The sequence below is a fragment of the Brucella ciceri genome (assembly GCF_041930145.1).
Lineage (GTDB): Bacteria > Pseudomonadota > Alphaproteobacteria > Rhizobiales > Rhizobiaceae > Brucella > Brucella intermedia.
This window is the reverse complement of sequence record NZ_JBHEEV010000012.1, coordinates 102,978-113,682: the sequence shown is the minus strand read 5'-3', so window position 1 is coordinate 113,682 and position 10,705 is coordinate 102,978. Positions and strand designations below refer to the sequence as shown.

The following is a 10,705-nucleotide window of genomic DNA, read 5'->3' as shown; positions in this document are numbered from 1 at the left end:
AAAATGGCCTCCCCAAGGGAGTTCATCAAAGCATTGTCTCAATAGCTGATTTGTCCGGCGAAATGGGGGGCACTCCAAAAAGACATCTATGTCGATAAGAGATATTGCGCGCCATTTGAGCTTTTCCAGCCAGAGCCACCTAACCACAGCTTTGCGGAAATATCGGCAGCTCACCCCGGGTGAGCTGCGCAGATAGATCGGAATTCAATTCCCAGGTGCTGCCCCGTCGGTGCTTGTTTCGTCCGGTTGCCGACTCATCGAGCAGTTGGCGTGTCGGTTGGCTTCCGCTTCAACCATTTGCGCCAGATGTGAATTTCACTTCGGCGGCGCCAGCGGCGGACGCGATGAGAATCGTGCGACAGAACGATAAGTCCGAGGGGAAGCATCCAGAAGCCTAGAATCGGAAGAAACCCCAGAGACCCGCCCACTACGAGTGAGCCGCCAAGCATACGACGCATCATGACAGATTGCGGCATGGGGATTCGCCGACCAAGAATCACAATGGCTTTTTTTCGGGGCATTTCGGCGTACTGATCACTCACTGGGTCGTCTCTCAGGCTGATATGTTACAATTCACAGGCGGAAAATCTCCCAGAGAATATAGGGTTTCGAGGGCAGAATGCAAAAAGATGAAAAAAAATGGATTTAGCCCTTTGCAAAGGCGAAATCCTTTTGCTATACGCCACCTCGCTGACGCAACGAGCACCTGTTCCCCGGTAGCTCAGCGGTAGAGCAACCGGCTGTTAACCGGTTGGTCGCTGGTTCGAATCCGGCCCGGGGAGCCACTTCGCGCTCGATAATTCTATAAATCCATAATCATAAGGCCTTGAGCTTCGCTGAAGCCATCTCACTCGTATGCTCAAACGACTCTGTTAAGGAAGATTGAGCGGCACGTCATAAACCTGACATGTCAGCCTTGCGCTATAAGGTTGCCCATAGCTAAGCTGTTATCTGTTTCGATAACCAGTATGCGCGTCCCACTAAAAATGCCTGAGCAGGCGGCCGATTTGCGCTTGGTTCCGCTCATCAGTATAAGTTCGAGCGCTACATTGTTCGGGAGTGATTTATGCGTTTGGCATCCAGTTTTATTGTTATGAATTTAGCCTTGGTTTCCGTATCTCCGGCTTTTGCTGGTGCGAAAGAAGATGCGTTGACGCTTCATAAAGCCGTCGTTTCGGGGATGATGACTTATATCGAACTGGGCGAGAGTTCCGATGGGCGATCCAGGGAGCTGGGCGTCGCGATGGAAGAAAAGGTGACGACTCCCGTCGCACGTGCTCAGTCTGACTGGCGACAAGCCGCAGACGCGGATGCAAGCTCCGCTGAGTATAAGGCATTCGTAAGTTGTGACGTCGCTGCTGGCTCCCTCATGAAGGTTTCGCAGACAATATCCGAGTACGTTAAAAGCGACAGCACTGATGAACCAGACTACGATCCTTTGCTGACGAAATTTTCCGAGGATTTGACCCTGTGTGAAAAGGAACTTGGCGTTCCTTTGACTTTCTAGACATAGTGGTAGCGAGCGTCCAACCGCTTCAGGTGAGGAACATTGTCACTCCGAATTTCGTTGAACCTACTATTGGTCCAACTGTCGGAGTGAAAAAATGAAACTTTCAGTCCTTATGGCGCTACTGTTAAGCTTTTCGAGTGTGTCTTTCGCCCAGGAATCGGGGATGCCGACACAGTCAGGCACACAGGAACCCGAAGTGCCGGGCAACCCGCCGCCGGCACCGGGACGGCCGCCGTCTGATCCTGACAGCGTTGACGTACCTAAAGCGTCCGAATCGCAGAAACAGGATCGACTTCTGAACTCCAAAAAGGATCAGTGTGTTCCGGGGCAGGACGCAAGGAAGTGTGTTGAACAGCAGCGCGGCCGTAAATGACCCTCACGGTGTCGTATACTGGGAAAGTACTCGATCTGACAGCGGTCGGATAACTCTGCCACAGGCTTCTTGTCACCAGCAGAGGCCCGGCGGAGGATTTAAAAGTCTTGTATTAATCTCGCTTATCGTTGCGAGTTCTTATTTCCGATTGGACTGGCGATAAGCCACTCGATAACGTCTTCTCTGTTTGATTGTTGAGCGTGATCAACAAGAACGTCGTAAATGGCGGCGATGGTTGCTCTCGCCATCACGTTATTCATTTGCAGAATGTCGACAGTTTCCCAGCCACATTGTTCAATTGCTGTGGCTACTTTATCGATGAGAAGGGGATGGGCCACGTTGAGTTCCATTATGATAAAGAGATGCCACTCTACCATAAGAAGCCAGCGATGAAGTTGATTTCAATCAACCGCAGGTTTGGGTGACGACTGAGGGTTTCGCTGAGCGGTTTGGTTGGCTAGGAATGGCGGGGTTTGACACTGGGGCTCGCAGGTCCGCGCTGCATAAAAAAATCTTGGGAAATCGAACGAAACTTGAAATACCAAATGAGTTTGAGAACGGAATGACAAAAAAATGTATGAAAGGCTGTTCAACGGGGAAGCGCCGACAGGGAGTAAAGATTGAGATGAAGATTCTTTTTTGGGTGATCGGTGTTGCCGGTCTGCTTTCAGCCACTAATCTGGGGCTGGCGCAGGATCTGACACGACTATGCCAAACCGTTGAAATGCAGTATCGAAACCTGCATCGCAACGGCAAAGTCAGCACCAAGACCCCGGATGTTCTCGCCCAGTTGGTCGCGACGGCGTCCACCGGCATTACCGGAGCCACGACGACTGTCGAGGATGTTACGCCGGAAAAACTGGTGGAATGGGCTAAAGCCGGGACGCCACCTGTCTCGTTACCGAGCGAATTGGTCGAACAGATAATAGGCAACACCGATACAATACAGGATATGAATCATTTGCCGGGTACGAATTTTTACGTTGTGAACGGCACGGCCGGATCGCTGTCCTGCTATCAGCCGGGCGTATATTTCAGGATAGAGAACGGACAAGTCGTAAATGCCAAGGGGCCCGACAACTGGCTTGAAGAAGGAAGCGGATGCCAGGTCATTCGATCATTTGGGACCATCGACTCGGTTCCTGTTGCCTTTGAAAAGGGATATAATGGCGAAGACAGCGACTATGTTCTCAATATCTCGCCATGGACAGGAGCTGGTTTTGGCCCTGCGTGCACCGCGACTTTTCAGTTTGAAAACGGTCGGCTTTCCCACGTCACTGTGAAGTGAGCCGTCTAGCAATGGAGGTGACTGTCAGATGTCACTAAGCCGTAGCGAATTTGAAAAGAGCTGGATATCGGTGCCGGAAAAAGCGAATTTTCCGGCACCGATCCGAATCCGACGCTATGTAACCGTCAACGCTCGTATCGGGGTGCCGACGCATTGTGGTCGCGAGGTCCTTCTAGTGCCAGCAATCAATGGAATCGTTATCGAAAGGCTTGATATCTACGAGCCAAACTGCGCCGGGCTATAAAGCTCTCTCCGGCGTAACGCCACGAACAATCGGGGAGATGTTTGAGACGGGCGGCTCACAGAGCATGCCTGTGAGTTTATCGGGCTGGCGTTCCGCTACCTTGCTTGTTTATCATAACAAACGGAATCAGATGTGTTGGGTGGATTTGCCAGACCTTTTTGTAAACCCTTGTAATTCAAGGGAATCAATTTGCAGAATGGCGCAATAAGGCTATCTGCTCCGATATCAATAGCAATCTAGACAAATTATTGATTTTATTTGAGAAAATTTGGAGGCCTCGCCCGGAATCGAACCGGGGTGCAAGGATTTGCAGTCCTCTGCGTAACCACTCCGCCACGAGGCCTTCCGTAAAGCCGTTGCCAAATCACTTGGCATTGCCTTGGTCCGTTCCAATATTGATACAGACCGGTCTCGTCAAGCCGTTAGAGGCAAATGTAGAAAATTTCTCCATGGGTTTCCACGACGAGAAAACTCAAGGCTGTTCATCTCTGTCTGGTGGCATTTGCGGGCGGGCCAGATTACCCTTGGAGAAAGTATAGCCTGTTTCGACAACACTCACCCCGAACTTGTTCCTCAACCGGTCGATGGCATTCTCGGCGACGGCGCGTTTGGTGGCCTGTGTGTCCACAAGATCGGGCGGATCGGCCCGGTCGCTTGAAGAAAGTTCGCTAACGCCAATTCCAAGCAGACGAAATTTCGTTCCATCCAGCTCTTTTTCAAGAAGCTGCAATCCATGGCGAAAGATTCTATCTGCAAGTTGGGTGGGGTCGGAAAGCTGGCGATTGCGGGTACGCAATTTGAAATCGCGGGTTTTCAGCTTCAGGACGACGGTGCGTCCGGCTATGTCACCAGCTTTTAGTCGCCGGGATACTTTTTCGGCAAGTGCGCGAAGCACCGGAACGAGATCATTTGCGTCCGACAGGTCGTTGTTGAAGGTCGTCTCGGCCGAGACGCTTTTCATGTCGTGATCAGGCTCGACCTTGCGGCTATCCTGTCCTCGCGACAGTCGGTACAGACGCTGGCCCATGGTGCCATAGGCTTTCATGAGCGTTCCTTCCTCCATCGTCTGGAGTTGGCCAATGGATCGGATTCCGTCACTTTCCAGTTTGGCTGCAAAGGCCTTGCCGACGCCCCAGATCGTGCTGACCGATCGGTCCCGCAGAAAGGTTAATGCCTCCGCTTCGCCGATAACAGAAAAACCGCGGGGCTTTTCGATGTCTGATGCAACCTTGGCCAGAAATTTGCAGTAGGAAAGTCCTATTGAGGCGGAGATGCCTATTTCGTCCTCAACCCTTTTGGCAAAGCGCGCCAGAACGATTGCGGGCGGCGCTTTGTGCAGTCGCTCGGTGCCGCTCAAATCCAGGAATGCCTCATCGATAGAGAGTGGCTCGACGAGGGGCGTCAGGTCACGCATCATCTGCCGTACGTCGCGACCGACGCGCACGTATTTTTCCATATTGGGTTTGATGACAACTGCGTCCGGACAGGCTTCCAACGCCTTGAACATGGGCATGGCGGACCGCACACCATGAATACGGGCGAGATAGCAGGCAGTCGATACGACGCCGCGCTTCCCCCCGCCGATGATGAGGGGTTTGTCCCGTAACTCCGGATTGTCGCGCTTTTCGACCGAGGCGTAAAATGCATCGCAATCAATATGGGCGAGGGAGAGCCTGTAAAGCTCGCGATGGCGAAGAAGACGCGGACTGCCGCATGCATGGCAACGCCTGCCTGTATCCGTCTTTTGCGGCGCAAGGCAATCGCGGCATACACCTTTTTCCGGACTGTTAGGGGCAGTGGTGTCAGCCATGAGGACGAACCGTCTGATGAACATAAAAGGAACATCCTTTTATAGCATCGAAAGGCTGAAGCGCCAACGGCATATAGGTCCTGCAGGTTCTTACACTTGACATTGCCGGGAATATCACCAAGTTTAGTGCCATGAACAACCGTTTTGCATCCATACTCCATCGGGTTCATCCGATCACGGGATAGCTACCCTCGAGTTCTGCCTAGCGCAGGGGAACTCCGGGGGACGGTACGCCGCTTGTCCAAAGCGGATTTCGAATAAGCGCTTTCTCCAAAATCAATCTGAACAGCTTCGTGCATAACAGCACGGAGATTTATTACCTTTCAACAGCAGTGAGCACTCGCCATGAGCGGAAAGAATCGCAAGAAGCCCAATATCGTCGTCAGCGAAATCGACTATGAACGCCTGATGGGGTTGGCCACCAATGTTTCGGAACGTCTCGAGGAGATTGCCGAGGAACTGATGGCCGAGCTCGACCGTGCAAAAGTCGTGCCTGCAAAGCGCTTGCCGCAGGATGTGATCCACATGGGCTCTACTGTCGAGTTTCGCTCCAATGACGGACAGCAGCGCCGGGTGACGCTCGTATATCCTGGCGAAGCGGACATTGCGCAGGGAAAGATTTCCATACTCACGCCAATCGGCACCGCGTTGATTGGCCTTGCACCGGGCCAGTCAATCTCCTGGACGGCGCGCGATGGCAAGCAGCACGAATTGAACGTGTTGTCGGTTTCGAATGAAGTCGAGGTTGCTACAGCAACTCCTGCTGCTGAATGATCAATAAGAAAGCCCGGCTTTGCCGGGCTTTGTCATGCGGTGGTTGAGCACACTCCTAGAGGTGCTGGTTCAGACCGCCAGGCAGGTGCGTGAGGGCTTTGTCTATTGTTGCCGGATCTCGTCCTGCTTCCTCGCAGTAGCGCAACAGTGTCGGTTCATGAGACAGGAAAAATTGCAGTACTCCCGCGAGAAAGCCGGGCTCAAGCGCGGCCTGCCGGATGGACGTCGCTTCGATGCCGGTCAGGGCGAGAAAGCGAGGCAGCAGGTCCTTGTCTTGCGCCAGCCACGCTAAAGCTTCAATAGCGATCGCTTCCGCATCCGCCTGACTCATCAGCGTTTTCATGTGGTTTCTCCGCTTTTTTCGTTGTCTGGCCGAATGTGTAGCTGCCGCTCCGTCGAGGAACAATGGAATTATTTGCCTTTCATCAATGAAATGAGGTTAAACTGATCGTGGTCTGAAAGTGGAGAACTTTCTAGTGGTCTATTTCGGTCCATTGTCAGATAAGAAGATCGAGAAAATGCCGGTTTGCTGCAGGGAATAAGACCAAGGAATATTCGATGCCGAAAAGCGTAATGATTGTCGAAGACAACGAACTCAATATGAAGTTGTTTCGCGATCTAATCGAAGCCAGCGGATACGAGACCATCCGTACGAGAAACGGGCTTGAGGCGCTGGACCTTGCGCGAGAGCATCGACCCGACCTGATTCTGATGGACATACAGCTTCCGGAGGTATCGGGGCTGGAAGTCACGAAATGGCTGAAGGACGATGATGAGTTGCGGCATATTCCGGTGATCGCCGTAACGGCATTTGCCATGAAAGGCGACGAGGAGCGTATACGGCAGGGCGGCTGCGAAGCCTATATATCCAAGCCGATTTCGGTGCCCCGCTTTATAGAAACAATCAAATCCTATATGGGCGACGCTTAGCGGAAATCAGGGCGGGGGCATCATGACTGCAAGAATTCTCGTCGTTGACGATGTGGATTCCAATGTAAAGCTCCTCGAAGCCAGGCTGCTCTCCGAATATTACGAGGTCGTTACGGCCCACAGCGGGCCGGAGGCCATAGAGATTTGTCTGGGCGGACAGATTGATGTCGTCCTGCTCGACATATTAATGCCGGACATGGACGGTTTTGAAGTCTGCCGTCGTTTGAAGGACGATCCCCGCACATCCAACATCCCTGTTGTCATCGTAACGTCGCTTGATGGTGCGGAGGACAAGATCCGCGGTCTCGAAGCTGGTGCCGACGACTTTCTGTTCAAGCCCGTCAGCGATCTTCAGCTTATGTCGCGCGTAAAGAGCCTGGCGCGGCTGAAACTCGTCTCTGACGAGCTCTTCCAGCGAACGGGCACCGTAGCGGACGCAGAGGTGGAGACGCTGCTGGCAAGCAAGATGGGCGGGAATTATGCCGATAAGGATGAGGTGGCTCGCATTCTCATCGTCGATGAGGATGAACTGGCGGCCGCGCGCCTTCGTCTCATTCTTGGAGAGACTTATCGCGTGGACGTGGCCAGCGATGCGAACACAGCCCTGATCCGGGCGATAGATACCGATTACGACAGCATCGTCGTTTCAGCCAATTTCACTTACTATGACCCGCTGCGTCTATGCTCCCAGTTGCGAACTATCGAGCGCACACGGCTGGTGCCGATCATTCTTGTCGTGCGGGAAGATGAAGGGGCGCTGGTGGTGCGCGCACTGGAACTGGGCGTAAACGACTATCTCATGCGTCCGCTTGAGAAGCTGGAGCTATTCGCACGCTTGCGAACGCAGATAAAACGGAAGTGCTATAACGATCTCTTGCGGCAAAGCCTCAATCGCACGATTACCATGGCAGTGACGGACAGCCTGACGGGGCTGCATAATCGCCGCTATCTGGATACGCATATGCCGGTCCTGCTTACACGCGCCATGGGGCGCGAGCGGCCATTGTCCGTCATCATGCTCGACTTCGATCACTTCAAACGGATCAACGACCAGTTTGGGCACGATGCGGGCGACGATGTCCTTCGCGAGTTTGCGGCACGCCTGCGCAAGAATATTCGCGGCATGGATCTTCTATGCCGCTACGGCGGAGAGGAGTTCGTCGTGGTGCTTCCAGACAGCGATGTGGAGGCCGCAAGAGCCGTCGCGGAGCGAATCCGGACGGCCGTATCGGAGGCGCCTTTTTCTGTCGCCAACGGCAAGCACAAGGTCAATTTGACCGTTAGCATGGGCATCGCCGGATTGAGGCTGATAGGGGACAGCGCCGAAGCCCTTTTCTCGCGAACTGATGCGGCGCTCTATCAGGCGAAAAAGGGAGGACGAAATCGCATCGTCTCCTCGGCTGCCTGAAAGTTGAACATGGGCAGAAAACGAAAAAGCCGCCTCGAAGGAGACGGCTTTCTATTTCAATCGTCTTGTCGATGACGACCTGAAACGAATTACTTGATCTTCGTTTCCTTGAACTCGACGTGCTTGCGCGCAATCGGGTCGTACTTGGTCTTTGTCATCTTTTCCGTCATCGTGCGGCTGTTCTTCTTCGTTACGTAGAAGAAGCCGGTGTCAGCGGTCGACAAAAGCTTGATCTTGATCGTCGTAGCCTTGGCCATATCGAATTACCTGCTCTGTATCTTTGCCGGAGCATGATCTTGCCGAAAACCGGTTCCCAATTCTCGGGATCATGCTCAATGGATGGAAACCTCCAGCGATTCCGGTAATCTCATCCGGCAGCGGAAATTTGGCGCGACACTACGTATTGGCGGCGAAAAGTCAAGCCCGCTTCTTCCGCAAAAGCAGCCTTCCTGCTGCAAAGAGTGCATATGCGGCAAAAAACACACCGAGAGTCATCGGGAATCCCTTCGGGCCCATCATGTCCATGCCAACGCCGACGGCCTGCGGTCCGGCAAGCATGCCGATGGCATAGCAGAACACGAAGGCGGCATTGGCGGACGCCAGTTCCCGCCCCGTCAGTTCGGAACCCAGATGCGCGAGGCCGATCGTATAGAGGCCCGCCACCACGCCGCCCCAAAGGAACAGGATACCCGCCATGAGATACCAGTGCTGCATGAGATAGGGCAGTGCGATCATGCCGATGAGGCCGGTGGTGGCGCAGAAAAGCAGAAGCTTGCGGCGGTCTGAAATGCGGTCGCTGACAATGCCAAGCGGAATCTGCATCAGAACATTGCCAAGCCCGATCATCGTAAGCAGCAGGGCCGCATCGGCCTCAGGATAACCTATACGCGCGCCGAAGACTGGAAAGAGGGCGAAGCCACCGGTTTCAACAGCGCCGAACACGAAGACGGCCATGGTCGCTGTCGGTACGGCAAAAATGAAGGGCAGAAACGGGACGTGTTCACCTTCCTCGAAATCGGGGCTGTCACGCCAAGCGATCGCAACCGGTATGAGGGCGATCATGATGATGGCGAAGCCGACATAGAAAGGCAGTCCTCCCGTACTGCCGATCTTCGAGAACAGCCACGGTCCGAGCGCAAAGCCCAGCGAAAGCGATGTGGAGTAGATGCCGAGTACCAGGCCACGTTTTTCAGGCGGCGCCGATGCGTTGATCCAGTATTCCGACAGAACGAAAAGGACGGTCAGCGCGAAATGCAGAACGATGCGCAGCGCAAACCAAGCCCAGAGGGGCTGAAAGAAATGGAAGCCGAGAAATGCCCCGCTTCCAATGACAAGCATAAGGAAAATCGCCTTGACCACACCCAGCCGCGCGGCAATAGGCGCGGCAAGGGGGGCGGCAACGATGGAGGCCAGGCCCGCAACAGCGGTATTGGCTCCAATCAGGCTAGCAGAATGGCCACGGCTTTCCAGAAGAACGCTCAACAGTGGAATGCCCAGGCCGATTGCTGCACCAACCGCGCTGATTGTGGCGATGGCTGCAGCGAGCGAACGCCAGTGCAACTGGCCCTCTGCCGGCCCGCCGCCTGGTTCTTGCGGGACAAGATCGGCGGATTGGATTTCTTGATTCATGGAGTTCAGATCACTTCGCGGACAAAGCGGCCATGCCGCTTGCAATATTGTACCACCGGCAAGGTGGCGGGCAGTTCAGAGTCGGCATTTGTCAGAAGCGCGCGCGCTTCTTTCAGGATTGCCTGGGTGATATGGGCCACATCGAACCTGTCGATTTGATCGATCGAAACCCAGTCCAGATCTTCCAGTTCCCCACTGGGAACGAGCGGTTGTCCATCAAGTTCCGGTATATGATCGCGGAAGGCGATAAAAAAGCGGGTATCGAAACGGCGAACATTGTCTGGCGGCGTAACCGCGCGGGCAAAGTAGCGCAGGCTGCTGAGCGCCGGTATCATGCCATTGTCGAAAAATGCCGACCAGTCGCTATGTGCAGGCAAGGTAACCGGTGTCGATGCCGCTTGCCCTATGCGAAGGCCAGTTTCCTCGAAAGTCTCTCGGATGGCGCATAGGCCGAGTGCCCGGGCGCGGCGCAGCGACGCACGGGCTCCCATGCCGGCAAGCAATTTGGCAACATCATTGTTGTGCAGTTCTGCTGTCGCGCCGATAGCGCCATCTATCGGATCTGCCCGGCCGCCTGGAAAGACGAATTTGCCCGGCATGAAGGCAAGGCTGGCGTGGCGTCGACCCATGAGAATGCGCGGCTTGCCCCCCGACCGGTCGACAAGCAGCAGCGATGCCGCGTCACGCGGCCGCAAAGCTTTTCCGGCTTTGATTGGCGAGGATGGAAGCTGAACCATGG

12 protein-coding genes, 2 tRNA genes and 1 pseudogene are annotated in these 10,705 nt (G+C 54.3%); 7 read left to right on the top strand and 8 right to left on the bottom strand.

What is annotated here, in order from left to right:
• Positions 1-76 precede the first annotated feature (76 nt).
• Positions 77-196: pseudogene (locus JNC63_RS19485) on the top strand (AraC family transcriptional regulator); the annotation flags it as partial.
• Between the two features lie 58 nt (positions 197-254).
• Here JNC63_RS19485 and JNC63_RS19480 read toward each other — a convergent pair.
• Positions 255-521: a hypothetical protein gene (locus JNC63_RS19480; RefSeq protein WP_152849512.1), complete on the bottom strand. Its 267-nt coding sequence runs from the start codon at positions 519-521 to the stop codon at positions 255-257.
• Positions 522-710: 189 nt separating this feature from the next.
• On the opposite strand from JNC63_RS19480, the gene JNC63_RS19475 reads away from it, so the two are divergent.
• Positions 711-785 (top strand) — tRNA-Asn (locus JNC63_RS19475).
• A gap of 281 nt (positions 786-1,066) precedes the next feature.
• Positions 1,067-1,507 carry a hypothetical protein gene (locus tag JNC63_RS19470; protein ID WP_006468951.1) on the top strand — a complete coding sequence of 147 codons (441 nt, stop codon included), beginning with the start codon at positions 1,067-1,069 and terminating at the stop codon, positions 1,505-1,507.
• A gap of 498 nt (positions 1,508-2,005) precedes the next feature.
• Here the strand turns inward: JNC63_RS19470 and JNC63_RS19465 are convergent, their stop codons facing one another.
• Entirely contained in the window at positions 2,006-2,221 is a 216-nt protein-coding gene (locus JNC63_RS19465) for a hypothetical protein (protein WP_128005852.1), read from the bottom strand.
• A gap of 287 nt (positions 2,222-2,508) precedes the next feature.
• Here JNC63_RS19465 and JNC63_RS19460 point away from each other — a divergent pair, with 287 nt between their 5' ends.
• Positions 2,509-3,171, top strand: a complete 663-nt coding sequence (locus JNC63_RS19460) for a hypothetical protein (RefSeq protein ID WP_006471397.1) — start codon at positions 2,509-2,511, stop codon at positions 3,169-3,171.
• Positions 3,172-3,684: 513 nt separating this feature from the next.
• Here JNC63_RS19460 and JNC63_RS19455 read toward each other — a convergent pair.
• Both JNC63_RS19455 and JNC63_RS19450 read right to left on the bottom strand, forming a co-directional pair.
• Positions 3,685-3,758: transfer RNA gene (locus JNC63_RS19455), tRNA-Cys, on the bottom strand.
• A gap of 129 nt (positions 3,759-3,887) precedes the next feature.
• On the bottom strand, positions 3,888-5,225 hold the full coding sequence (locus JNC63_RS19450) for a DNA polymerase IV (protein ID WP_031346955.1): 1,338 nt from the start codon (positions 5,223-5,225) through the stop codon (positions 3,888-3,890).
• Positions 5,226-5,570: 345 nt separating this feature from the next.
• Here JNC63_RS19450 and rnk point away from each other — a divergent pair, with 345 nt between their 5' ends.
• Entirely contained in the window at positions 5,571-5,999 is a 429-nt protein-coding gene (gene rnk, locus JNC63_RS19445; protein WP_021587251.1) for a nucleoside diphosphate kinase regulator, read from the top strand.
• Positions 6,000-6,054: 55 nt separating this feature from the next.
• On the opposite strand, the gene JNC63_RS19440 is transcribed toward rnk, so the two are convergent.
• Positions 6,055-6,342, bottom strand: coding sequence for a DUF3572 domain-containing protein (locus tag JNC63_RS19440; protein ID WP_006471395.1), 288 nt, complete (start codon positions 6,340-6,342; stop codon positions 6,055-6,057).
• Between the two features lie 215 nt (positions 6,343-6,557).
• Between JNC63_RS19440 and JNC63_RS19435 the strand changes: the two genes are divergently transcribed.
• On the top strand, positions 6,558-6,929 hold the full coding sequence (locus tag JNC63_RS19435) for a response regulator (protein ID WP_006468945.1): 372 nt from the start codon (positions 6,558-6,560) through the stop codon (positions 6,927-6,929).
• A 22-nt stretch (positions 6,930-6,951) separates the two neighbouring features.
• Complete coding sequence (locus JNC63_RS19430) at positions 6,952-8,337, top strand: PleD family two-component system response regulator (protein WP_006468944.1); 1,386 nt, start codon at positions 6,952-6,954, stop codon at positions 8,335-8,337.
• 89 nt (positions 8,338-8,426) lie between these two features.
• Here the strand turns inward: JNC63_RS19430 and rpmG are convergent, their stop codons facing one another.
• The 3 genes from rpmG to JNC63_RS19415 form a co-directional block, all read right to left on the bottom strand.
• Positions 8,427-8,594, bottom strand: coding sequence for a 50S ribosomal protein L33 (rpmG, locus tag JNC63_RS19425; RefSeq protein ID WP_002966024.1), 168 nt, complete (start codon positions 8,592-8,594; stop codon positions 8,427-8,429).
• A 160-nt stretch (positions 8,595-8,754) separates the two neighbouring features.
• The gene (locus JNC63_RS19420) at positions 8,755-9,897 is read right to left on the bottom strand and encodes an MFS transporter (protein ID WP_006471394.1); all 1,143 of its coding nucleotides are present in this window, start codon (positions 9,895-9,897) and stop codon (positions 8,755-8,757) included.
• Between the two features lie 74 nt (positions 9,898-9,971).
• Complete coding sequence (locus JNC63_RS19415; protein ID WP_021587248.1) at positions 9,972-10,703, bottom strand: NUDIX hydrolase; 732 nt, start codon at positions 10,701-10,703, stop codon at positions 9,972-9,974.
• Positions 10,704-10,705: the final 2 nt, after the last annotated feature.

Excerpts from the sequence above, each read along its gene's own strand:
- JNC63_RS19480 (WP_152849512.1), bottom strand. The coding sequence starts at position 521 with ATGCCCCGAAAAAAAGCCATTGTGATTCTTGGTCGGCGAATCCCCATG.
- JNC63_RS19460 (WP_006471397.1), top strand. The coding sequence starts at position 2,509 with ATGAAGATTCTTTTTTGGGTGATCGGTGTTGCCGGTCTGCTTTCAGCC.
- JNC63_RS19470 (WP_006468951.1), top strand. The coding sequence starts at position 1,067 with ATGCGTTTGGCATCCAGTTTTATTGTTATGAATTTAGCCTTGGTTTCC.
- rnk (WP_021587251.1), top strand. The coding sequence starts at position 5,571 with ATGAGCGGAAAGAATCGCAAGAAGCCCAATATCGTCGTCAGCGAAATC.
- JNC63_RS19435 (WP_006468945.1), top strand. The coding sequence starts at position 6,558 with ATGCCGAAAAGCGTAATGATTGTCGAAGACAACGAACTCAATATGAAG.
- JNC63_RS19450 (WP_031346955.1), bottom strand. The coding sequence starts at position 5,225 with ATGGCTGACACCACTGCCCCTAACAGTCCGGAAAAAGGTGTATGCCGC.
- JNC63_RS19440 (WP_006471395.1), bottom strand. The coding sequence starts at position 6,342 with ATGAAAACGCTGATGAGTCAGGCGGATGCGGAAGCGATCGCTATTGAA.
- JNC63_RS19415 (WP_021587248.1), bottom strand. The coding sequence starts at position 10,703 with ATGGTTCAGCTTCCATCCTCGCCAATCAAAGCCGGAAAAGCTTTGCGG.
- JNC63_RS19430 (WP_006468944.1), top strand. The coding sequence starts at position 6,952 with ATGACTGCAAGAATTCTCGTCGTTGACGATGTGGATTCCAATGTAAAG.
- rpmG (WP_002966024.1), bottom strand. The coding sequence starts at position 8,594 with ATGGCCAAGGCTACGACGATCAAGATCAAGCTTTTGTCGACCGCTGAC.